Source organism: Deinococcus maricopensis DSM 21211 (assembly GCF_000186385.1).
Lineage (GTDB): Bacteria > Deinococcota > Deinococci > Deinococcales > Deinococcaceae > Deinococcus_B > Deinococcus_B maricopensis.
In genome coordinates this window covers 1,550,067-1,572,043 of sequence record NC_014958.1, presented here as the reverse complement: position 1 = coordinate 1,572,043, position 21,977 = coordinate 1,550,067, and the positions used below count along the sequence as shown (strand labels likewise).

The following is a 21,977-nucleotide window of genomic DNA, read 5'->3' as shown; positions in this document are numbered from 1 at the left end:
AGGCAATGAGTCTGCTCACGAGCCTGCATGACCTGCAATTCCGCACGGGCCTGGCGTTTCTGTTCCCCACGCCCCTCGCGCTCGCCACCCTGCTGCTGTTCCTGTGGAGCCTGCGCTTCCTGGCCCGCACGGACGTCCCGCGCGCCTTCGTGACGCTCGTGCGTGTCACGTGGGTACTGGCGCTGCTGCCGGCCATCACGGGCGTCCTGCTGGCCCTGGGCGGCGCGAAGACCGCGTCCGCGACGCGCGCCACCGCGGAGGAACTCGCGCGGAACTGCCCGGCCGCCACGCCCGCGCAGGACCTGACGCGCTACTGCCTGCCGTACGACCCCAGCCGCAACCTGGAGCACTGGATGTACGCGTCGTTCGTGATCCTGAGCCTCGTCATGATCGAGTTGATGCTGCGCGGGCGCTTCCTGAGTGAACGCACGGCGCTGCGCCTGATTCCGGTGGCCGCGCTGTTCCTGTATGGCGTGGCGTACATGGTGGGCCGCGTGGCGGTCTTTCCGGGCAGCACCCCCGGCGCCTGACGGCGTTCAGCAAAAGGAGGCCCGCGCATCCCGGCGCGGGCCTCCTGCATGGTCGGGCCTTAGCGGCGCCAGCGCGGGCCGTCCTTGGTGTCCTCGACGGTCACGCCGACCTTCGTGAGCGTGTCACGCAGTTCGTCGGCCTCGCCGTACTGTTTGTTCAGGCGGTAGTTCTGGCGGGCCTTGAGCACGAGGTCCATCAGGGCGCTCACGAGTTGCGTGTCATCCTGACGGGCGTCCTGAGTGTCCGCGAACAGGCCGAGGACGTCGCCGCCAAGCTGACGGTACGCGTCACGCGCGGCGACCAGCGTGGCGTTCGGCACGGCGCCGGCGTTCAGGGCGGCGTTCACGTCGGTGGTCAGGCCGAACAGCGCCGCCACTGCCTTGGGCGTGTTGAAGTCGTCGCTCATGGCCGCCTCGAACGCGGCCACGTGCCCGGCGATCTTGCGGCTGAGGGCGGCGTCCTCGCCGTCCGCCGCGTCGGGCAGGCGGCGTTCCACCTCGTGCAGGGCCTCGTTGAGGCGTCGGTACCCATTCGCGGCGCTCACGAAGGCGTCGTCGTTCATTTCGGTGATGCTGCGGTAGTGGCTGCTGATCAGCAGGAAGCGCACGACCATCGGATCCACGCGTCCGTACAGGTCCGCGAGGGTCGTGAAGTTCCCCTTGCTCTTGCTCATCTTCTCGCCGCCGATGGTGAGCATGTTGTTGTGCATCCAGTACCGCGCGAACGCGTGCCCGGCCGCTTCGCTCTGCGCAATTTCCGCCTCGTGGTGCGGGAACTGCAGGTCCAGGCCGCCGCCGTGGATGTCGAAACCTTCGCCGAGGTACTTGAGGCTCATGGCGCTGCACTCAATGTGCCAGCCGGGGAAACCGACGCCCCAGGGGCTGTCCCAGCGCATGATGTGCCCGGCTTCCGCGCGTTTCCAGAGGGCAAAGTCGCGCGGGTCGCGTTTCTCCTCGCGGACGTCCTCACGGGTGCCTTCCTCCTGGTCGTCGAGCTTCCGGCCAGACAGGACGCCGTAACGCGGCCAGGAGCGCACGTCGAAGTACACGCTGCCGTTCGCGGCGTACGCGTGGCCGCGCGCGATCAGTTCCTCGATCAGCTCGATCTGTTCAGTGATGTGGCCGGTGGCGCGCGGGTTGATGCTGGGCTTGAGGACGTTCAGGCGTTCCATGTCGGACACGAACGACCAGAAGTACTTGTCGGCGACTTCCATCGGTTCGAGCTGCTCCAGCGCGGCGCGTTTGGCGATCTTGTCCTCGCCGTCGTCGCTGTCGTTTTGCAGGTGGCCGACGTCAGTGATGTTGCTGACGTACCGCACGGCGTACCCGCGGTGCAGGAAGTACCGGCGGACCACGTCGAACGCGACTTCCTTTTTCGCGTGGCCGACGTGCGCGTCGCTGTAGACGGTCGGGCCGCACAGGTACATGCCGACCCGGCCGGGCGTGGTCGGCTCGAACTTCACTTTCTGGCGCGTGAGGGTGTCGTGCAGGTAGATGTCAGGCAGCGTTTGCGTCATGGGGCCTCCGGGGTGTGGCAACAGAAACGCCGCGCAGCAGGGCTACGCGGCGGCACGTGAGGGCGTGTCGTCCGCTACAGGGAAGAACACGCGCTGAACGTCATGCGGGGAGTATACGACACGCGCCCGCCGTCGGCGTCGGCCAAGTGGCGTGGGTGGTCGGGCGTCACTTCACGCGGTCCGCCGCCTGCGCCGCAAAGGCCTCCAGGCGGTCGCGGGCGGGGCTGGCGGGGAGGGCGCGCAGGGCCGTTACGGCGCGCAGGGCGCGGTCCTGAATGGCCGCGCGGGTGCGGTCCACGGCGCCCTGCGCGAACGCGAGGGCGCGGACGCGGTCCACGTCGCCCTCATGCGCGGCGCGGCGCTCCAGAATCGCGCGGACTTCGTCACCGTCAGGCCCTTCGAGGAGGTACAGGATCGGCAAGGTCGCCTTGCCTTCACGCAGGTCCCCGCCGACGGGCTTGCCGATGAGCGCTTCCGTCCCGGCCAGGTCGAGGAGGTCGTCCTGCATCTGGAAGGCCATGCCGTACTCCCGACCGAAGTCCGCGAGGGCGCGCTGGTGCGCGTCGCTCGCGCCGACCAGCAGCGCGGGCGCGCTCGCCGCGAGTTCCACGAGCGCGGCGGTTTTGCCGTAGATGACGTTCAGGTAATGTTCGTGGCTGTACTCGCCGTACGCGGCCACCTGGAACTGCAGCACTTCCCCTTCGCAGACGTGGGCGGCGGTCTCGCCGAAGGCGCGCACGAGGCCGGGCGTGGTGCTCGCGAGCAGCACGAGGAGTTTGCTGAGCATGTAGTCGCCGCTCATGACGCTGACGACGTTCCCGAAGCGGCGGAAGGCGGTGGGGGCGCCGCGGCGCGTATCGGCGTCGTCAATGAGGTCGTCGTGCAGGAGGCTGGCGCTGTGCAGCAGTTCCACAGCGACGGCCACGTCGTGTTCCTGCGGGTGCGCGTCAAGGCCGAGTGCGCGGAACGCGAGGTACGTCAGGGCGGGGCGCGTGCGCTTGCCGCCGGCCGTCACCAGGTCGTCGCCGATCAGCTCGATGAATTCCACCTGGGAGCGCAGGACCTCGCGGAGCCGCGCCTCGAAGGCGTCTGTAGGGAAGGACAGCGCACCGTTCACGTGTGCAGTATAGGGCGGGTGGGCGCAGCAAAATGTCCCCTGCGCGCGAACCGCTGAGCATACACCATGCGGGTCAGGTGGGTCGTCAGGGGCGCGGAGCACGGCACGAAAAAAGCGGCCACTCGGGCCGCTGATGAATATAAAAATAGCACGGTATGCAGCGCGGGTCAACTCAATGCAGCGGCACGTGCCCGGGAAAGCCGATCAGGTAGTCGAGCAGGTCGCCCATCATGGCGGACGCCGTAACCATGCCGCCCGCGCCGCCCCCCGCGAAGAACAGCTCGCCGCACTCCTCCCCCTCGAACACCATGGCGTTGCGGCTCGCGCCGCTGGTGCACAGCGCGTGCGTGCCGGGCAGTCGGCGCGGCTCGACGCTGGCGTCCCAGCCGCCTGGCGTGCGGCGCAGTTCCGCGACGAGCTTGATGCGCTCCCCGTTCCGCAGGGCGTCCTGCACGTCGTCCAGCGTGACCTGCTCGATGCCCCGCACGCGGATGGCACTGTACGGGAAGTCGCCGTCGGCGCAGAAGCGCGCCAGCACCGCGAGCTTATGGGCGGTGTCGAACCCGCCGACATCGAGCGTAGGCGGGTCTTCCGCGTACCCGAGCGCCTGCGCTTCCGCGAGCGCCTCCTGGTAGCTGCGGCCGCCTTCCATCTGCGTGAGGATGTAGTTGCACGTGCCGTTCAGCACGGCCTGCAAGCGCCTGAACTCGCTGGCGCGCAGCACCGTGCTCATCGGGCCGATGATGGGCGTACCCGCCATGACGGACGCCTCGTAGTACAGCTCCCCGGCGAGCGCGTAGCCGCGCAGTTCATCCCAGCGTTCAGCAAGCAGGGCCTTGTTCGCGGTGATGACGCTGCGGCCCGACGCGAGAAACGGGCGGAGCAGCGCGAGCGGCCCGTCAATGCCGCCCATCGCCTCGATCACGACGGCGCACTCGTTCAGGAAGGCCGGGTCGGCCGTGAGAGGCGTGCCGGGCGGGACATCACGGGGTCGGGACGCGTCGCGGACGAGGACGCCAGCAACGTTCACGCGCACGCCCACCGATTCGAGCAGAGGCCGGCGACGCTCCAGCAGCGTCAGGACGTTCGCGCCGACCGTGCCGCACCCGAGGAGGCCGATATTGACACTTCGCATGAGGGGCAGTGTACGCAGCGCCGCGCGCGCCCGAGCGCCCGGCAGCTAGATGAGCCCGCACGGTCCGGGCGGGCTCGTGGGAATCTAAGAATTTCACCGGGCGGGCCATGACGACTTCTTTACGCGCGCAGGCGGGCCCGGCAGCGTGACAGTACACTGCTCCACATGATCCACGACAACGGCCATCACCTTGTTCGCGCGGGAGCGCCGCCATGCTGACGCAGAAACTGGCGGCGCTGGAACACGAGTACGAACAGGTCGAGGCGCACCTCGCCGACCCGAACATCATCAGCGATCAGGGGCAGTACCGGCGCGTCGCGCGGCGCCACCGGGAACTCACCCCCATCGTGAACCTCTGGCGGGAGTACTGCACGCTCGACACGCAGGCGAGAGACGCCCGCGAGCTGCTCAGCGACCCGGAAATGCGTGACCTGGCGCGCGCGGACCTGGACGCGTCCGAGGCGCGCATGCGCGCCATCGACACGGAACTGGAAGTGTTGCTGCTGCCCACCGACCCGCACGACCCGCACGACTGCATCGTCGAGATTCGCGCGGGCGCGGGCGGCGACGAGGCGGCGCTGTTCGCCGCGGACCTGCTGAGCATGTACGAGCGGTACGCGGAGGGCGCCGGCCTGAAGCTCGCCGTTCTGGACGCGAACGAAAGCGACCTGGGCGGCCTCAGCAAAGTGACGTTCGAGGTGACCGGCGACGGGGCGTTCCGCGCGTTCCGCTTCGAGCGGGGCGTGCACCGCGTGCAGCGCGTGCCCGCCACGGAAACGCAGGGGCGCATTCACACGAGCACCGTGACGGTCGCGGTGCTGCCGCAGGTGGAGGACGCCGAGGTGGACCTCGACCTTTCCGAGGTGCGCATTGACGTGTTCCGCTCGCAGGGCGCGGGCGGGCAGGGCGTGAACACCACCGACAGCGCGGTGCGCGCCGTGTACCGGCCGGGCACGCCCGACGAGATCGTGGTCGTCTGCCAGGACGGACGCAGCCAGATCAAGAACCGCGAGAAGGCGCTGGTGGTGCTGCGCGCGCGCCTCGCCGAGCGGGAGCGGGCCGTGCGGGAAGCGCAGGAGCGGGCGGACCGCGCCGCGCAGGTCGGCAGCGGGGACCGCAGCGAGAAGATCCGTACGTACAACTACCCGCAGAACCGCGTCACGGATCACCGCCTCAGCGGCGACGTGAAGAACTTTCCGCTGGAGACGGTGGTGGCGGGCGGCCTCGCGCCGCTCATCGCCGCGCTCGTGAACGTGGAACGCGAGGCGCTGCTGCAGGAGCTGACGCATGCGGGCGCGTGAGCGCGCGCGCCGCGCCTCCCCCCTCGTCCCGGCTGCGGCGTGCCGCGCGGAGGTGCCGCATGCCGCGCCGTGACCTGCTCGTGACGGCGGCGGTGCTGCGCGACGCGCAGGGACGCGTCCTGATGGTCGGGAACGACTGGCAGGGCGCCGGGCGGGTGCGCTACACCCTGCCGGGCGGCATGGTGGAAGCCGGTGAGATCGTGCCCGAGGCGCTGGTCCGCGAGATCTACGAGGAGACGGGCCTGAAACTCACGGCGATCAAGCACATGGCGTACACCGTGCACATCGAGGATGAGCGGCGCGGGGAGCGGGCCATCGCGGTGGTGTTCGAGGCGGCGTGGGAAGGACTGCTCAACCCGTCGGACCCGGACGGGTTCATCGTGGAGGCGCGCTTCTTCACGCCGGAGGAGGCGATCGCGCGGCTGGACAGCCCGCCGATGCGTGAGCCGCTCAATGACTACCTCACGACGGGCCTGCCGGGCCGCTTCTACGCCTTCAAGGGCTGGGACGGCAAAGGGGGCCTGCGCATCCCGCCGCTCGCGCCGCGCGGTTCCTGAAGGCATTCGGGCGTAAACGTACGGTGGTGTTCATGGGGGCGCGGCAGCATGGCAAGATGAGTGACGCTGCTGACGCCCCCAGCCCCGTGTGCCAGTCGGAACTGGGGCTGGTATGCATGACCACCACCGACGAGGTGCGCTTCCGCACCATCACCCTCAAGAGTTACTCCGCGCTGCCCGAGGACGCCCGCGCGCCGAGGCTGGCGGAACTGTACGCCGACAACCTCGCGCGGCTGCTGCGCGGCCTGGAGTTCTGCGCGCGTGAACGCATCCGGCTGTTCCGCATGAGCGCGCACCTGTTCCCCCTCGCGGATTACGCGGACGGCGTGGGGTGGGCGGTGCTGCAGGGGCTGCGCGCGGACCTCGCGCGCGTCGGGCAGAGGGCGCGCGCGCTGGGCATTCGCCTGCTGATCCACCCGGAGCAGTTCATCGTGCTGAACAGCGAGCGGCCTGAGGTGGCCGCGACGAGCGCGCGCGTCCTGGCGTTCCACGCGGACGTGCTGGACCTGATGGACCTGCCGGCGAGCGCGTGGGCGCCGATCATCCTGCACGCCGGGAAGCGCGGGCGCATGCCGGAACTCGTGCAGGCCATTGCGGCGCTGCCCGCGAACGCGCGCGCACGGCTGGCGCTGGAGAACGACGAGGTGTCGGTGGGGGCGCAGGACGTGCTGGGCGTGTGCCGCGCGGCTGGCGTGCCGATGGTGTTCGACGCGCATCATCATGTCGTGAAGGAAAAACTGCCGGACCAGGAGGACGCGTCCGTGCGGGCATTCACGCTGGAGGCGCGCGCGACGTGGCCCGACCCGGCGTGGCAGATCGTGCACCTGTCGAGCGGCATCGAGGGGCCGCATGATCGGCGGCACGCGGACCTGATTTCGGTGTACCCTTCTGCGTATCTGGACGTGCCGTGGGTGGAGGTTGAGGCGAAAGGCAAGGAGACGGCCATCCGGGACCTGCGGGCGCGGGCGCCGTTCGTGGGCCGTTGAGGCGCGGACAGGCCAAAAAGCGCGCGGGGGATGCATGCATCCCCCGCGCGTGGTGGTGACCCCAACGGGATTCGAACCCGTATCGCTACCTTGAAAGGGTAGTGTCCTAACCGTTAGACGATGGGGCCGCTGTGTGGCGGCCAGCCATTGCTCAAGCGTCGAGCGGAAGGCAGTCTAGGTCCCGCTCAGCTGGTTGTCAAGTGAGGGGTCACGCCGAGCGGCGGGAACAGGCGCAGCAGGTCCATCAGCGTGCGCACCTGCCGCACGCCGGGCGGCAGATCGCCGGGGGCGGGGGCGTCGCTGAGCCACACGGCGTCAAGGCCGGCCGCGTGCGCCGCGAGCACGTCGCTGCTCCACGCGTCGCCGATCATCACGGCGTCGTGGGCGCTCACGCCGAGGTCCGCGAGGATCACGCTGTAGAAGCGTGGGTCGCGCTTGGTGATGCCGAGGTCCCGGGCGGTGTACACGCGCTCGACGTGCACGGCGAGGTCCACGCGGTCCAGCGCGCTGAGCACGTCGTGCGCGCAGGACTCGGCGGCGTTCGTGGCGATGATGAGGCGGTAGCCGCGCGCGCGGAGGGTGGCGAGGGTCTCGTTGGCGCCGGGCAGCGCCTCCACGTGGAGCCAGTCGCGCATCTTGCGAATCTCGGCGGGGTTGTCGCGCATCAGCGTATCGCCCCAGTCGAACAGGAGCACGCGGGGGCTGTTGTGGGCGCCAGACGAGGTCATGCTGCGTCCAACGTACCTCATTTTGCTCACCGAAATCTGACGCGCCTGTGCTCTACGCCCCAGACACGACCTTGCGGCGCGCTGCGTCACTCCAGGTCGTCGTACAGGTGCAGCAGCGCCGCTTCCGCGTCCGCTCCGGGGGTGTGGTGGCGTGCCACGAGCTGCGCCACGCGCGCGCGCCCGCCGGCAGTGCGGAGCAGGTCGGCGCCCAGGGTGGGGTGGTGCGCGCGGACCGTGAGTGCGGCGAACGGTCCAAATGTCCATGCGGGCAGCAGCCGCGCGGCGCGGTTGGGAATGGCCGCCAGCAGGACGCGTTCCAGGACACGGTACGGGCGGATGCTCTTGCCGCAGTCGTGGAGCAGCGCCGCGGCCACGAGGTCGGCGCTCGCGTCCGGGTGGTCGCGGAGCATGCGCCGCGTGACGCGCAGGGCGTGCTCCCGGTCGCGGGCGTCCATGCGGGCGTACACACGCGTTTCCGGCGGGGTGAGGTGCCGCTCGGCCCAGGCGTCGTCCGGGTGGGCCTGCCGGGCGCTAACGCTGCGGGCCAGTCGGCGCAGTTTGCCGCGCAGGCCGCGCGCCTTGCGCCAGAGGGTTCGCCCGATCACCGACGCAGGATACGCGAGCGGACGCGGCGACGGCGTGCCCCTCGGGGCATACCTCCCTGGCCCGGACGGGCCCACGACGGGGCCTGAAGTGGGCGAGGCCCCGGAATGTCCGGGGCCTCGCTCGGCGATTGGAGTGTGGGGCAACCTGGTGAGGGTTCAGTCGGCGGCGGTTTCTTCGACTTCGAGGGCGGCGAGCATGCGTTCGGCGCTCATGGCGGCGCGGGTGCCGGCGCCGACGCTGGTGGCGAGCTGGCGGTACACGTAGTCGCTGACGTCGCCGGCGGCGAAGATGCCGGGCACGCTGGTGTAGATGTCGTCCGTTACCTCGACGTAGCCGTCGTCGCGGAGTTTGACGGTGTCCCGGACGAAGTCGGTGTTGGGCACGTGGCCGATGAAGATGAACACGCCGTCGGTCTGGAAGTCGGTGACCTCGCCGGTTTTGAGGTTGCGGAGGCGTACGGCGCGCACCTGCTGCGTGAAGCCTTCACCCTCGCCGAGGATTTCTTCGGGAACGGTGTCCCAGATGAATTTCATCTTGGGGTTCGCGAAGGCGCGGGCCTGGGCGACCTTGTTGGCACGCAGGGTGTCGCGGCGGTGAATGAGCGTGACTTCGTCCGCGAATTTGGTGAGGAACAGGCCTTCTTCGACGGCGGCGTCCCCGCCGCCGATCACGACGACCTTCTTGCCGCGGTAGAAGAAGCCGTCGCAGGTGGCGCAGGTGCTGACGCCGCGTCCCCAGAAGTTCTCCTCGCCGGGAATGCCGAGGCGTTTGGGGTTCGCGCCGGTGGCCAGGATGACGGCTTTGGCCGTGTAGGTGCCGTTGTAGCCGGTGATGGTGAAGGTGTGGCTGCTGATGTCGTGGCTGATGCTCTGGACTTCGTCCATGTCGAGGACCGCGCCGAACTTCTCGGCCTGCTGGACCATGCGCTGCGCGAGTTCCATGCCGTGGATGGGTTCAGGGAAGCCGGGGTAGTTCTCGACTTCTTCGGTTTGGGCGATCTGCCCGCCGGGCTGGCCTTTTTCGAGGATCAGGGTTTTGAGGTTGGCGCGGCCGGTGTAGATGCCGGCGGTGAGGCCGGCGGGGCCGCCGCCAATGATGACCACGTCGTACTGCGTCATGGGTGTAGCGTAGCAGAGCGGACGGCAACGCAAAGCATTCTGCTTTACTTTTTAAAGCCATTGATATTCTTGGCCACACACGTTGACCAAACAAAAAAACACCGCCTGGATAGGCGGTGTAGGTTGGCTGGGGCACAAGGATTCGAACCTTGATTAACGGTGCCAGAAACCGTCGTCCTGCCGTTAGACGATGCCCCAACGCTGTACTCTGGCGGTCGCTTCGCCTCTCGGGAAGCGGGGATGAGTCTACGTCGAGACTGGCCGCCTCGTCAAGCACCCCCCGGGAAGCTGCACCGGTGAAGGACGCACGGAATGCGCACCACACGCCAAAATCCTTATTTGCAATCCCCCCTCATGGGATGCTACACTGAGGTGTTGCCGCGCGCGCGATTTGCCGGCATGGCCGGAGCGAGCGCGCAGGTACGTAGGAGGAACCAAGTTAATGGAAGACCAGGCTACCCCGACCCCCGCCCAGAGCGGGACTGCTCAGCCCGAAACCACGGGCGCCGAACGCGACTACCCCGCCATGACCATGGAGGACGTGCTCGCCAGCGAGTCCGCCCCCGAGATCCGCGAGGTCAACCGCGGTGACGTCCTGACCGGCACCATCGTGTTTATCGGCAACGAAGGCCTGATGGTGGACGTCGGCGCCAAGGTGGAAGGCCTCATCCCCTTCAACCAGCTCGCCGACGAACCCCTCACCCAGGAACAAGCGCAGGAACAGTACAAGCCCGGCGATCAGATCGAGGCGTACGTCGTGCGTTCGGACCTGGCCAACGGCCAGATCGTGCTGAGCAAGAAGCGCGCCGATCAGGATAAGGGCTGGCGCGTCCTGGCCGATATGCAGGCCAAGGACGAGCCCTTCCAGGTCGACATCATCGAGAAGGTGCGCGGTGGCCTGGTGGCCCAGATCGACGGCATTCGCGCGTTCCTGCCCGCCAGCCAGGTGGACACCCGCCGCGTCAACGACCTCGATCCGTACGTCGGCAAGCCCCTCGAAGTGAAGCTCATCGAGCTGAACCGCAAGCGCAACCGCGTGATCATCTCCCACCGCGCCATCATGGAAGCCAAAAAGGCCCAGGCGCGCGAAGAGACCATGCACACGCTCGAGCCCGGCGCGAAGTTCGAGGGTGAAGTCGTCGAAATCACCGACTTCGGCGTGTTCGTCAACCTCGGCGGCATCGACGGCCTCGTGCACCGCAGCGAGCTGACCTTTGGTCGCTTCAACCACCCCCGCGACGTCGTCAAGGTCGGCGACAAGGTGGACGTCCAGGTCATCGACGTGGACCCCAGCCGCGAGCGCATCAACCTGTCCATGAAGGCCCTCACCACCGACCCGTGGGAAAGCGCCGTGGACAAGTTCGCCATCGGCCAGAAGGTCAAGGGTAAGGTCACGAACCTCACCAACTTCGGTGCGTTCGTGGAAATCGAACCCGGCCTCGAAGGCCTGGTGCACGTCAGCGAAATGAGCTGGACGAAGCGCGTCCGTCACCCGAACGAAGTCCTCAAGGAAGGCGACGAAGTCGAGGCGATCATCCTGCGCATCGACCCGAAAGACCGGCGTATCAGCCTCGGTCTTCGCCAGACCACGGACGATCCCTGGAGCGCCCTCCCCGACCGTTACCCCCCCGGCACGCCGGTCAAGGGCAAGGTCACGGGCCTCACGGACTTCGGCGTGTTCATGGAAATCGAGGAAGGCATCGAGGGCCTGATCCACATCAGCGAACTCGACCTGAACCGCGTGAACAACCCCGCCGACCTGTTCAAGAAGGGCGACGAGATCGAAGCCGTCATCCTGAACATCGACCCCGTCGAGCAGCGCGCCAGCCTCAGCCGTCGTCGCGCCCTCGGTGGTGCCCCGGCGCGTGGCGGCGACTACGTCAGCCAGGGCGGCGGCAGCCGTGACCGTCAGTTCGGCGGCCAGGGCGGCGGTCAGCGCAGCGGTGGTGGCCGTGGTGGCCGTCGCGGTGGCGGCGACTACGACTACAGCTACAACGCCAAGGACGCCAGCCAGGGCGGCAAGATCAGCACGAAGCTCGGCGACGTGTACGCCGACCTCTTCGCGCAGTTCGGCCTCGGCAACGACAAGAAAGAAGAAGGCGAGAAGAGCGAGTAATCGCCCTTCCCCTCGGAACCGGGAGCGTACGCTCCCGGTTCTTTTTGGTCCTCTCCCCCACCGCTCTGAAGTGCCCACTCCACTCCCGCGCCGCCGTACGTGCCACGCTGAGGCGATGACCACCCCTGCTTCCCGCGCCACGCTGCCGCTCGCAGCGCTGTTCATCACGGCGGGCACCCTGCATTTCCTGCGCCCCGCCTTCTTTGACGCGATCGTCCCACCGCCCCTCCCGGCGCGGCCCGCCACCCTGCTGAGCGGCGCGGCGGAACTGACGGGCGGGTTGGGGCTGCTGTACCGCCCGACGCGGCGCGCGGCGAGCGTCGGCCTGATGGCGCTGCTGGTCGCCGTCTTCCCGGCGAACGTGTACATGACGCTGCACCCCGAGCGTTTCCCGCAGCTGCCCGTGTGGGCGCTGTGGGCACGGCTGCCGCTGCAACTCCCGCTGCTGTGGTGGGCGTACCGTGCAGGCCGACGCTGACGCGGCATATGCCCGCCGGGAGGCGTGACCGGGGCCGGCCAGCCGCTAGCATGGGCGCGTGCCCGAGTTGACGCCCCTGCCCGCTCCCCGTGGGCTGTTCGCGCAGATGAAGCCGTCCGCGCGCCTCGCAGCGGTCTTTTCTGGCCTGAACGTCCTGATGATCCTGCTGCTGGTGCTGCTCACCAAGCCGCTGATCATCGACGCGGACAAATTACCCACCGAGCCGTGGTGGGTGCTCGCCAGCGGGAAGGTGTTGCTCGCGGGCGTGCTGTGGGCGGCCATCGTCGTGCGGCTCGGCAGTCAGGTGGCCGGCTGGCGCTACGCCGGGACGGCCGTGGTCGCCGCCATCAGCTTCCTGCTGTCCCTGTACTACCAGCCGCTGCTCGCGCTGGTGTACGTGGTCGTGCTGCTGCGTCTGCAACTCGGGTTCTGGCAGGCGGTCGGGCTGGCACTCGCGGTGGCGTTCGCGGCGGAGTTCGCGTGGGTGAGCCTGCTCGCGCAGGTGAACGGCGACGGGCTGTTCGGGCCGTGGCGGTACCTGCTGCTGTGGACAGTCATTGCGGTGCTCATCACGACCGTGGTGTGCGGCTACACGCTGCTGAGCTTCGAACTGGGCGTGCGCCAGGCGCACGCCCGCGAGGCGTTGCAGGAGAGCCACGCGCTGCTGCGCGCGTACCGCGACCGGGAAATCCGGCACGCACACCTCGAGGAACGCACGCGCATCTCCCGGGAGCTGCACGACACGCTTGGGCATCAACTGACCGCTCAGCGCTTCGAGCTGCAGGCCCTCGCGCGCCTGCTGCCTGAGGAGGCCGGCAGCGCCCGTGAGGTGCTGGGGCGCGTGCTGGACCGCAACACCGAGGCCATCGCGGACGTGCGCCGGGCCGTGCAGGCGCTGCGGCCCGACGTGATCGGCGCGGGGCTCGCGCCGGCCCTGCGGGCGCTGCTGCGTGACTGGGGCGACGCGAACGTGACGCTGCGCATCGACGGCACCGAAAGTCACGTCTCGCAGGACGCGCAGCTCGCGGTGTACCGCGCGGCGCAGGAAGCCCTGACGAACGCCCGCAAGCACGCGCCCGGGCAGCCGCTCACGCTGCACGTCACGTTCGGGGCAGGCGACGTGACCCTCACCGCCCGGAACCCCGCGCCGGACGCGCACCCCACGCCGGTGGGCGGGCAGGGCATCGCCGGGCTGAGGGAGCGGGCCGCGCATCTGGGCGGCGCGGCCGGCGGCACGTACGGGGAGGGAGAATTCAAGTTATGGATGACCGTGAAAACGAACGGAGCGGGCGCGTGATTCGCGTGCTCGTGGTGGATGATCAGCCGTGGGTGCGCGTGGGCCTGCGGACGCTGCTGGACCTGGAGGAGGGCGTGAGCGTCGCGGCGGAAGCGGCCAGCGGCGAGGACGCGGTGGCGTGGGTGGACGCGCACCCGGGCGACGTGGACGTCGTGCTGATGGACGTGCGCATGCCCGGCATGGGCGGCGTGGAGGCGACGGCGCAACTGCGCGCGCGCAGCGGGCCGCCCGTGGTGCTGCTCACGACGTTCGAGGAGGAGGACGCGATGGTGGGTGGGCTGCAGGCCGGCGCGAGTGGGTACCTGCTGAAGGACGTGGACGTCGTGACGCTGCGTGACACCATCGTGCGGGTGGCGCGCGGGGAGCGTTACGTGCAGCCACGCGTGGCGGAAGTGCTCGCGGACGCGCTGTCGCGCGAGCGGCGGGGCGTGACGGTCACGCCGGAACGGCTCACGCCGCGCGAAACGGAGATCCTAGCGCTGATCGCGCGGGGGCTGGCGAACAAACGCATCGCGCAGGCGCTGACGCTGACGGAAGGCACCGTGAAGGTGCACGTGAGTAACATCCTCGGGAAGCTCGGCGCGACGGACCGCCTCGACGCCGTGCGGGTCGCGCGCGAGGCGGGGCTGCTGGACGTCTGAGCCGAGCGCATAACCAGTAGGTGTGCCCGACGGCGGGACAACGAACGAACGTTTGGTACACTCGCGGCATGACGGACATCGTGATTGTGGCGGCGCAACGCACCGCCATCGGCAGTTTCATGGGCAGCCTCGCGGGCGTGAACGCCGTGGACCTCGGCGTGGCGGTCACGCGCGCCGTCGCGGACGGCCTCCCTCAGGAGGACATCGCGGACGTAATCGTCGGGAACGTCCTGCAGGCGGGACAGGGCATGAACGTCGCGCGGCAGATCGCCATCGGCTCCGGCCTGCCGCACGACGTGCCGGGCCTCACCGTGAACCGCGTGTGCGGCAGCGGCCTGCAGGCGGTCGTGAGTGCCGCGCAGGGCCTGAAGTCCGGCGACGGGCACCTCTACCTCGCCGGCGGCACGGAAAGCATGAGTCGCGCACCGTACCTGCTGCCGCGCGCGCGCGAAGGGTACCGCCTGGGGCACGCCGAAGCCCTCGACCACCTGATCCACGACGGCCTGACGGACGCGTTCCACAACTACCACATGGGCATCACGGCGGAGAACGTCGCCGAGAAATACGGCATCACGCGTGAGGACCAGGACGCGTTCGCGCTGGAAAGCCAGACGCGGGCGGCGCGCGCCATGGCGACCGGCGCGTTCCGCGACGAGATCACGCCCGTGACCGTGAAAAGCCGCAAGGGCGAGGTGACGTTCGACGCGGACGAGTACCCGCGCGCCACCAGCCTCGAAGCGCTCGCGAAGCTCAAGCCCGCGTTCAAGAAGGACGGGACGGTCACGGCCGGGAATGCGTCCGGCCTCAACGACGGCGCGGCCATGCTCGCCGTGACGACCGGCGACTACGCGCGCGCGCACGGCCTGCCGGTGCTCGCCCGCATCCGCGCGTACGCGGCGGTCGGTGTGGACCCGGCGTTCATGGGGATCGGGCCGGCGGCAGCCGTGCCGAAGGCGCTGGACCGCGCGGGCGTAGCGGCCGGCGACGTGGACCTGTGGGAGCTGAACGAGGCGTTCGCGTCGCAGTCCCTCGCGGTCGTGCGGGACCTGGGCGTGGACGCCGCGCGCGTAAACGTGACGGGCGGCGCGATTGCGCTCGGGCACCCGATTGGCGCGTCGGGCGCGCGCGTGCTCGTCACGTTGGTGCACGCGCTGCGGCGCGAGGGCAAGGCGCTCGGTGGGGCGAGCCTGTGCATCGGTGGGGGCATGGGGATCGCCATGATCCTCGAAGCGCAGTAACGCCACAGGAGTGAGGGGGCGCGCAGCGAGTGCGCCCCCTCACTCCTGCAGACGCACGCCGAGGTCGAGGTGCCCGGCCGCCGCGTGGTGCGTGGGCAGCACGTCCGCGTCGACCGTGTCGGACACGGCAAGGTCGCGGAGGTGCGAGGCTTCCGTGAACCAGATCCCGGTGTCGGGCGTATGGGCGTTGTTTTCCGCGGCGGTGTGGGCGGCGTCCATGCGCCAACGGGCCATTTCCTCGTGAATGAGGGCGCGGACGCGCAGTTCGCCCGCGCGCGTGCGGACGTCCGGGCGCCCTTCGCGCGGCTCGCGGCGCAGTGTGCCGAGCAGGCGTTGCAGGGGGCTGGTGTCGGACCGCAGGTCGCGGGCCCAGCGGTCCACGATGGCGTGGTCGCGCGGGTCGAGGTTCGGGGCAATTTCCAGTCGCGTGCGGCCTTCCAGGTAGCCGAGGAGGCGGACGGTGGGTGAGGTGAGCAGGCTCATGCCCCCAGCGTACGCACACCGCTGAGGGTGAGCGCGTCCGCTTTGCGCTTGACAGCGCCGGTTGCGCCGCGCCGTGGTGACTGGGCTGGTGCGCCGTGGCCGCCTGGGGGCGCTGTGGGCGTGAGGCGGTAGACTTCGCGGTGATGTCGTCTCCTCTGCCCGCTGACCTTCGTGACCGCCTGGCGCGCGCGTGTGCGCGGCGCGCGCACCTGCCCGGCCAGGGCACCACGGTGTACCGCGCGGCGCACCTGACCGAAACGGAGGGGGCGTTCACCGTGGACGTCGCGGGGGACGTGGCCGTGCTGAGCACGTACCGCGCGTTCCCGTCTGGGCCGGAGCTGACGCTGGCGGAACGCGTGGCCGAGGTGACGGGCGCGCGGAGCGTGTACCTGAAGCGCCGCCCGGTGGAGGCGAAGCACGTGGCGAACACGGCGCGCGCGCTGCTGTCCCCGCCGGACCCGGTGATCGGCGAGGCGGCGCCGGAGGTGGTGGCGCTGGAGGGCGGCGTGCCGTTCCTGATTCGTCCGGGAGCTGACCTGAGCGTGGGGCTGTTCACGGACGCGCGGCCCGCGCGCGCGTGGGTGCGCGATCACGCTGGAGCGCGCGTGCTCAATACGTTCGCGTACACGTGCGGGTTCGGGTTGATGGCGCGCCTCGGGGGCGCCGAGGTCGTGAAGAACCTCGATGCGAGCCGGAAGGTGCTGTCGTGGGGGCAGGAGAATTACGCGCTGTCCGGGGTGGAGGCGCCCGACGAGGACTTCATTTACGGGGACGTGTTCGATTGGCTGGCGCGGTTCGCGCGGCAGGAGCGGGCGTTCGACGTGGTGGTGCTGGACCCGCCGAGTTTCGCGCGCGGGAAATCCGGGACGTGGCGCGCGGAACGCGACTACGGGACGCTGGCGGCGGCGGCGGCGCGGGTGGTGGCGCCCGGCGGGGCGCTACTCGCCATGACGAATCATGCGGGGGTGCCCGAGGACCTGTTCGCGCGGGAGGCGCTGGCGGGCGTGCGCGGCGCGGGGCGGCGCGGGCATGTGGAGGCGCGGCTCGGGGCGGGCGAGGACTACCCGGGCGCGGCGCACCTGAAGGTGCTGGCGTTGCGGCTCGCGTGAGCGCCGTAACGCGCGTCACTTCGCTTTCCAAAGTGGGCGGTAAGATGACGGCATGAGTGAACAGGTTCTCGTTCCGCTGACCACCCCCGAAGAGGTCGATACCTTCCTCGCGGAGCACCCGCTGGCCGCTGTGTTCAAGGCGGGCACGTGCCACAAGACCATGCAGGGCTTCGGCGTGCTGGAGACGTTCCTGAAGGGCCACGAACTGCCGATTGGGTTCATCCGCGTGGTGGACTGGCGTCCCGCGAGCAACCACGTGGCGGAGCGTACCGGCATCGTGCACCACAGCCCGCAGTTCATCCTGTTCCGCGAGGGGCAGCCGGTGTTCGACGTGGACAACTGGGACATCACGCCGGGTGCGCTCACGCCGGTGTTCGACGAGTTCGTGCCGGCGCGCGCCGCCGAGGGGCAGGTGCGGACGCAGGGGAACGTCGAGCCGTACAAGCGCCTGATGCAGGACTTCCTGGATGGTCGCCTGAACGAGTGGGCGTTCCAGGATCAGTACGTGACGATGTTCCGCGATGACGCGAGCCTGCGCAGCCAGGCGGAGTTCGAGCTGCTGTCGCGCCTGTTCGGCGACCCGGACGCGTACCACGGTGGGCTGCATCAGCTGGGCGCGCCGGCGGAGCGTGGGGACCTGCGCGGCCGCGTTCAGGAACTGCTCGCGCAACTCTGAACGACCGGGGCAGGGCGGGGTGCCGGGCACCTCGCCCTGCCTTCATGTTGGACTTGGCGAATGACAGGCCGCGTTGAGGGCAGCGCGCCCTGACGCTGGAGCGCACATTCCGGGCGCGCCGGGGGACGGCACGTGCAACGCCCTGGCCTGCGCACATGATAAATCTCCATCCAGACGAGTTTTTTTCGGCCTGGCGCGGCCCTGCGAGTTTGGAAAGACTTCAGTGACATTCGCTGGGGTACGCTTGGCCCATGACGGCATTCACTTCTGTCCGCCCCCTTTCCCGGCCCTTCAGGAACCGCTAAGCTTTTACGGAATCATGGCTCATGTCTGGCTTGAGGTTCCCCGAGACCGCACTGCTTATGCGGATCTCTCTACGGACCATTACCCGTGGCCCGAAGTCTTCGCGGATTTACGGGCTCGCTCGTTCCTGAGTGGCGTCCTTGACGTCACGGCGGGTGGACAGCGTGGCCGATTCGTCTGGGTGGGCGGTGACGGCCTCGGTGGCCACATCGGCACTCAAGACGCCGACCTCGCCACCATCGCCCGCACCTTCCCCCGCGCGCAGGTCAGCCTGTACCTGCTCGACGCGACCGTCGCCGAAATGACCTGGACGCACCGCACCGCCGCGCCCCAGCCTGGGCAGGCCGCGTGGAGCGACGCCCGCCCGCAGCTTGAATCGACGCGGTTCAGCGGCATCGTCCTCGCCGGTGACCGCGCCAGCTTCTGGCAGGCCGGACGCGCCCTCGGCGGCGTTCTGCCCGCCGCGCACGACACGCCCGCCACCATCACCGTCACCCCTGACGTGGGCGTGCAGGACATGGTGGGCTTCTGGAACGCCGTGCTCAGCCACGTCTCGCAGGTCGTGCCGCTCGGGCAGCTCTGGCAGTCGACCACCGTTGAACTGGCCGACGATCACCCCTGCCTCGACCCGTTCGCGCGCGAAGTGACGCTCGACGGCGCGACCCTGATCGTCGCGGACGACGTGCCCACCGACGAGCTGAACCCGGCGCTGCGTGACGCGTTCGCCGACATGATGCGCCGCTCCGGCGTCCGCGTCGTCAACCTCCCCCTCGGCGAACTGCGTCTGCGGCCCGAATGGAGTCTCTCCGGAATAGGTGATATCCCGTGACCCTGACTGACTACCCGAACATGCCCGACGGCGTGACCGACGACACCGCCCTGCCCTTCGCCATGTGGCGCGTCATCGACCAGATGAACGGCAAGCGCAGCATGGACACCATCGCGCGGTCCGTCGCCATGAGCGTCCCGCAGGTCCGCGACCTGATCGCGCGCGCCATTCAGCTCGCCACCGCCGCGAACGCCACTGCCAACAACGCCAACGCCCGCCTCACCGACGAACTGATCGAAGAAGTGTCTGCCTGCCTGGTGGCCACTGTCGGCCCCATGGGTGAGCTGCTGGTGGACGAAGCTCTCGACAACGTGGGGGACAACGGAACCCTGTCGGAATTCCTCAATGAGCTGGCGGGGAGCCTCCAGCCGCCGGCCCGCGCCGCGTTCGCGCAGCGTCTGCGCTCGAAAGGACTCGCATGAAGTACACCGTCGTGATTCGCCAACCCGTTCCGGATGACCGCCGTGCGGAACTTGTGACCGTGCTCGGTGAGCGCTTTGGCCTACCGCTCGCGCAGGCCGAGAAGCTCGCGGGTCGCCGTGCCGGCCGCCTGATGAAGCCCACCAGCCGCGCCCGCGCGGAACTGCTGCTGAACATGTTCCGCACCAACGGCGCGAACGTGTCGCTGGAAGAAGTCGCCGATGACGCCGCCGACGCGCCGCTCGCCATGCCCGCCATGCCGACGCCGCCGGTGCCCGCCGCCCCGGCTGGGTCCACCCTCACCAAGGACGCCAGCAGCGACGCGTTGCCTTCCGCGTACACCACCTCCGAGACGCTGCTCGTGACGACGCCGTCCCCGGCAGCGCCCGCCATGAGCGCCGCCGCCGCGCCCGACGCCTTCATGGCGGACGCGCCCGGCACGGCCACGGCCGTGGTCGCCCCTCCCGCCCCCGCCGCTGTGGCGGTCGTGGAAGACGCGGCGCCCGCCCCGACCGGCGTGCCGGCCGCGGCCGACGACGTGTGGTCGGATTTCACCGGGTCGCTGACGCTGCCCGGCACCCGCACCGAAGAAGCCACGCCCGCGCCGAAACAGACGGCGTCGGTGCTTGCCACGTCCTTCGACGCGGAATCGACGGAAACGGCCGGGCCGCGCCCGCGCCGCACCAGCTTGGCCCGCCGCATCTCCCTCACGGCGCTGCTGCCGCTCGCCGTAACGGCCCTCACGACGCTGGCGCTGCTGGCGTTCGTGCTGCCCTCCTCGCAGCGTCAGCTGATCTACCAGGGCGCTCAGGCGGTCGCGACGGCCGTGGGAACGAACCTCGACACCACCAACCAGGACACCGTGTACAACCAGCTCGACGCGCTGCTTCAGCAGTCGTCGGTCGGGTTCGTGCAGGTGGAGCTGCCGGACGGCACGAACTTCTTCCGCAGCAAGAACGTCGACGCCGACCCGTTCCTGCAGGAACGCGTCACCCAGTGGGTGCAGAAGAACCCCAGCAGCAGCGAGTTCCTTGACAAGGACAACCCCGTGGCGCGCCTCAAAGAGCAGCTCGCGCAGCTCGAAGCGGTCGGCGCGACCGACAACCCCGAAGTGGCCTCGCTGAAGCAGCGCATCGCGGACCCCGCCAGCAACAAGGTCGTCTCGACCCGTTACCTGCTGAACCGCATCGGCGTGTACCAGAAGGGTGACCAGCGCGTCGCCGGCCCCCCCACCACCCTCAAGGGCCAGCAGCCGCTGTACCGCATTGCCATCGGCGTGCCCGGCAACGAATCGTTCGCGCTCGTGACGCGCACCCTGGCGATCATCTTCGCGCTGTCGCTGCTCGCGTTCGCGCTCGCCGCGTACTTCGCCGCGCGCACCGCCCGCCGCATCGTGCAGCCGATCGAGCAGCTCGTGAAGAGCGCCGACGCGATCTCCCTCGGCCAGCTGAACACGCCCGTGCGCGTGAACCAGAACGACGAGGTCGGCGACCTCGCCCAGGCCCTGGAGCGCATGCGCCTGTCGCTGGAAGCGGCGATGGAACGCCTCCGCAAGCGCCGCAGCCGCAACTAACCCTCACACAAGGAAGCGCCCACGGTTGTCCGTGGGCGCTTCCTTGTGTGGCGTTCAGGCCTTGTTGGCTTCCAGGGTGTGCTTAAGGTCGCGGACGCGGTCATGCATGCCCTTGACCTGCGTGTACTGCGACTCGATGACGCTGCGCACGTCGGCCGGCAGGCCCTCTTCCTTGAGGACGTCCTGGTAGTTCTCGACGGCGGCGTCCTCGCCGCGTTCCGCTTCGGCGACGACGGCGTAGTCGTCCTTGCCGGTTAGGGCGTCACGGACGTTCAGCCACGTGCGGTGCAGGGCCGCGCCGACGCTGCTGCGTTCCTGGGGCGCGCCACCGAGACGCGCGATGTGCTGCTCGATCTCGCCGACCAGCTGCGAGCGCTGCTGGTGCCCTTCGAGCATCAGGGTGCGGATGCTGGGGTCGGTGGTGTGCTCAGCGGCGTCCTTGTACCCGACTTCGCCATCTTTGAGGGTGCCGAGGATGTACTGGAGTTTGTCGAGGGTTTGTTCGTTCGTCAGCATGGTGACCTCCTGTAGGGCCGCGAGGCGCGGCCCGGCTCACTGCTGTCAACGTACGCCGCGCGGCGTGGCGACCCGTGTGACGGAGGTTCAGGGCGGTTCAGGGGCTCTTCGGGCGGGCTTCACGGTGCGCTAGATGGCGGGGAATCTTACGGAGAGCCCGACGAAAAGGGCGTTCGCTGGCAGTTCGCGCGCGCGGCGCGCGGTACGCTCGGCGCACTTCATTGCAGGAGGAACCTTCATGAGTGAGTACGTGAAACCGACGGACGCGGAACTCCGCGAGCGCCTCACGCCGCAGCAGTACGCCGTCACGCAGCACGAAGCGACCGAACGCGCCTTCACCGGCGAATTCTGGGATCACGAGGAGCCCGGCATTTACGTGGACGTCGTGTCCGGCGAGCCGCTGTTCAGCAGCACCGACAAGTACGACGCCGGGTGCGGCTGGCCGAGCTTCACGCGGCCCATCACGGACCACGGCATCACGGAGCGCGTGGACCGGCAGTACGGGATGGTGCGCACGGAAGTCCGCTCCACGCAGGCCGACTCGCACCTCGGGCACGTCTTCGACGACGGCCCGCGCGAGCACGGCGGGCTGCGGTACTGCATCAACTCGGCGGCGCTGCGGTTCATTCCGGTGGAGCAGCTGGAAGCCGAAGGGTACGGGGAGTACCAGCGGCTGTTCGTCGGCGGCTGAGCGGCCACTTCC

At 69.3% G+C, this 21,977-nt stretch carries 23 protein-coding genes and 2 tRNA genes; 15 read left to right on the top strand and 10 right to left on the bottom strand.

The annotated features are described in order from the left end of the window. The first annotated feature begins 5 nt into the window (after window positions 1–5). The gene (locus DEIMA_RS07420; protein ID WP_013556617.1) at window positions 6–530 is read left to right on the top strand and encodes a hypothetical protein; all 525 of its coding nucleotides are present in this window, start codon (window positions 6–8) and stop codon (window positions 528–530) included. A 59-nt stretch (window positions 531–589) separates the two neighbouring features. Here DEIMA_RS07420 and cysS read toward each other — a convergent pair whose 3' ends face one another. The 3 genes from cysS to DEIMA_RS07405 form a co-directional block, all read right to left on the bottom strand. Continuing rightward, complete coding sequence (cysS, locus tag DEIMA_RS07415; RefSeq protein WP_013556616.1) at window positions 590–2,047, bottom strand: cysteine--tRNA ligase; 1,458 nt, start codon at window positions 2,045–2,047, stop codon at window positions 590–592. A 166-nt stretch (window positions 2,048–2,213) separates the two neighbouring features. Continuing rightward, a complete protein-coding gene (locus tag DEIMA_RS07410; RefSeq protein ID WP_013556615.1) occupies window positions 2,214–3,164 on the bottom strand; it encodes a polyprenyl synthetase family protein in 951 nt (316 codons plus the stop codon). Window positions 3,165–3,336: 172 nt separating this feature from the next. Then, a complete protein-coding gene (locus DEIMA_RS07405; RefSeq protein WP_013556614.1) occupies window positions 3,337–4,299 on the bottom strand; it encodes a homoserine dehydrogenase in 963 nt (320 codons plus the stop codon). Window positions 4,300–4,511: 212 nt separating this feature from the next. On the opposite strand from DEIMA_RS07405, the gene prfA reads away from it, so the two are divergent. From prfA to uvsE, 3 genes are read left to right on the top strand one after another with little or no spacing between them, the layout of a single operon-like run. After that, window positions 4,512–5,600, top strand: coding sequence for a peptide chain release factor 1 (prfA, locus tag DEIMA_RS07400; protein ID WP_013556613.1), 1,089 nt, complete (start codon window positions 4,512–4,514; stop codon window positions 5,598–5,600). 59 nt (window positions 5,601–5,659) lie between these two features. After that, window positions 5,660–6,157 carry an NUDIX hydrolase gene (locus DEIMA_RS07395; RefSeq protein WP_013556612.1) on the top strand — a complete coding sequence of 166 codons (498 nt, stop codon included), beginning with the start codon at window positions 5,660–5,662 and terminating at the stop codon, window positions 6,155–6,157. Between the two features lie 56 nt (window positions 6,158–6,213). Further along, window positions 6,214–7,143, top strand: coding sequence for a UV DNA damage repair endonuclease UvsE (gene uvsE / locus DEIMA_RS07390; protein ID WP_043817192.1), 930 nt, complete (start codon window positions 6,214–6,216; stop codon window positions 7,141–7,143). A 53-nt stretch (window positions 7,144–7,196) separates the two neighbouring features. Here uvsE and DEIMA_RS07385 read toward each other — a convergent pair. The 5 genes from DEIMA_RS07385 to DEIMA_RS07365 all read right to left on the bottom strand — a co-directional run bounded on the left by DEIMA_RS07385 (window position 7,197) and on the right by DEIMA_RS07365 (window position 9,793). Then, window positions 7,197–7,271: transfer RNA gene (locus DEIMA_RS07385), tRNA-Glu, on the bottom strand. Window positions 7,272–7,328: 57 nt separating this feature from the next. After that, a complete protein-coding gene (locus DEIMA_RS07380) occupies window positions 7,329–7,871 on the bottom strand; it encodes an HAD family hydrolase (protein WP_013556610.1) in 543 nt (180 codons plus the stop codon). An 86-nt stretch (window positions 7,872–7,957) separates the two neighbouring features. Further along, window positions 7,958–8,476 (bottom strand): HD domain-containing protein, encoded by a 519-nt coding sequence (locus DEIMA_RS07375; protein ID WP_013556609.1) that lies wholly within the window; start codon window positions 8,474–8,476, stop codon window positions 7,958–7,960. Between the two features lie 156 nt (window positions 8,477–8,632). Further along, the gene (trxB, locus tag DEIMA_RS07370; protein ID WP_013556608.1) at window positions 8,633–9,595 is read right to left on the bottom strand and encodes a thioredoxin-disulfide reductase; all 963 of its coding nucleotides are present in this window, start codon (window positions 9,593–9,595) and stop codon (window positions 8,633–8,635) included. A 124-nt stretch (window positions 9,596–9,719) separates the two neighbouring features. Continuing rightward, window positions 9,720–9,793: transfer RNA gene (locus DEIMA_RS07365), tRNA-Gln, on the bottom strand. 244 nt (window positions 9,794–10,037) lie between these two features. On the opposite strand from DEIMA_RS07365, the gene DEIMA_RS07360 reads away from it, so the two are divergent. The 5 genes from DEIMA_RS07360 to DEIMA_RS07340 all read left to right on the top strand — a co-directional run bounded on the left by DEIMA_RS07360 (window position 10,038) and on the right by DEIMA_RS07340 (window position 15,365). Beyond that, a complete protein-coding gene (locus DEIMA_RS07360; protein WP_013556607.1) occupies window positions 10,038–11,711 on the top strand; it encodes a 30S ribosomal protein S1 in 1,674 nt (557 codons plus the stop codon). A gap of 115 nt (window positions 11,712–11,826) precedes the next feature. Continuing rightward, a complete protein-coding gene (locus DEIMA_RS07355) occupies window positions 11,827–12,189 on the top strand; it encodes a DoxX family protein (protein ID WP_013556606.1) in 363 nt (120 codons plus the stop codon). A 58-nt stretch (window positions 12,190–12,247) separates the two neighbouring features. After that, on the top strand, window positions 12,248–13,486 hold the full coding sequence (locus DEIMA_RS16870; protein WP_013556605.1) for a sensor histidine kinase: 1,239 nt from the start codon (window positions 12,248–12,250) through the stop codon (window positions 13,484–13,486). After that, on the top strand, window positions 13,450–14,127 hold the full coding sequence (locus tag DEIMA_RS07345; protein ID WP_013556604.1) for a response regulator: 678 nt from the start codon (window positions 13,450–13,452) through the stop codon (window positions 14,125–14,127). The genes DEIMA_RS16870 and DEIMA_RS07345 overlap by 37 nt, the downstream gene beginning before the upstream one ends. A gap of 68 nt (window positions 14,128–14,195) precedes the next feature. Beyond that, complete coding sequence (locus DEIMA_RS07340) at window positions 14,196–15,365, top strand: acetyl-CoA C-acetyltransferase (RefSeq protein ID WP_013556603.1); 1,170 nt, start codon at window positions 14,196–14,198, stop codon at window positions 15,363–15,365. A gap of 39 nt (window positions 15,366–15,404) precedes the next feature. Here DEIMA_RS07340 and DEIMA_RS07335 read toward each other — a convergent pair whose 3' ends face one another. Beyond that, the gene (locus tag DEIMA_RS07335) at window positions 15,405–15,848 is read right to left on the bottom strand and encodes a hypothetical protein (protein ID WP_013556602.1); all 444 of its coding nucleotides are present in this window, start codon (window positions 15,846–15,848) and stop codon (window positions 15,405–15,407) included. Window positions 15,849–15,991: 143 nt separating this feature from the next. Here DEIMA_RS07335 and DEIMA_RS07330 point away from each other — a divergent pair, with 143 nt between their 5' ends. The 5 genes from DEIMA_RS07330 (at window position 15,992) to DEIMA_RS07310 (ending at window position 20,758) form a co-directional block, all read left to right on the top strand. Beyond that, window positions 15,992–16,957, top strand: coding sequence for a class I SAM-dependent rRNA methyltransferase (locus DEIMA_RS07330; RefSeq protein WP_013556601.1), 966 nt, complete (start codon window positions 15,992–15,994; stop codon window positions 16,955–16,957). 52 nt (window positions 16,958–17,009) lie between these two features. Beyond that, window positions 17,010–17,633, top strand: coding sequence for a monothiol bacilliredoxin AbxC (gene abxC, locus DEIMA_RS07325; protein ID WP_013556600.1), 624 nt, complete (start codon window positions 17,010–17,012; stop codon window positions 17,631–17,633). Between the two features lie 319 nt (window positions 17,634–17,952). Continuing rightward, window positions 17,953–18,765: a hypothetical protein gene (locus DEIMA_RS07320; protein ID WP_013556599.1), complete on the top strand. Its 813-nt coding sequence runs from the start codon at window positions 17,953–17,955 to the stop codon at window positions 18,763–18,765. After that, on the top strand, window positions 18,762–19,187 hold the full coding sequence (locus DEIMA_RS07315; RefSeq protein WP_013556598.1) for a DUF8082 domain-containing protein: 426 nt from the start codon (window positions 18,762–18,764) through the stop codon (window positions 19,185–19,187). Before DEIMA_RS07320 ends, DEIMA_RS07315 begins: the two co-directional genes overlap by 4 nt. Further along, entirely contained in the window at window positions 19,184–20,758 is a 1,575-nt protein-coding gene (locus tag DEIMA_RS07310) for a HAMP domain-containing protein (RefSeq protein ID WP_013556597.1), read from the top strand. The genes DEIMA_RS07315 and DEIMA_RS07310 overlap by 4 nt, the downstream gene beginning before the upstream one ends. 54 nt (window positions 20,759–20,812) lie before the next feature. Here the strand turns inward: DEIMA_RS07310 and DEIMA_RS07305 are convergent, their stop codons facing one another. Continuing rightward, window positions 20,813–21,274 (bottom strand): PA2169 family four-helix-bundle protein, encoded by a 462-nt coding sequence (locus tag DEIMA_RS07305; protein WP_013556596.1) that lies wholly within the window; start codon window positions 21,272–21,274, stop codon window positions 20,813–20,815. Between the two features lie 238 nt (window positions 21,275–21,512). Between DEIMA_RS07305 and msrB the strand changes: the two genes are divergently transcribed. Next, window positions 21,513–21,965 carry a peptide-methionine (R)-S-oxide reductase MsrB gene (msrB, locus tag DEIMA_RS07300; RefSeq protein WP_013556595.1) on the top strand — a complete coding sequence of 151 codons (453 nt, stop codon included), beginning with the start codon at window positions 21,513–21,515 and terminating at the stop codon, window positions 21,963–21,965. Window positions 21,966–21,977: the final 12 nt, after the last annotated feature.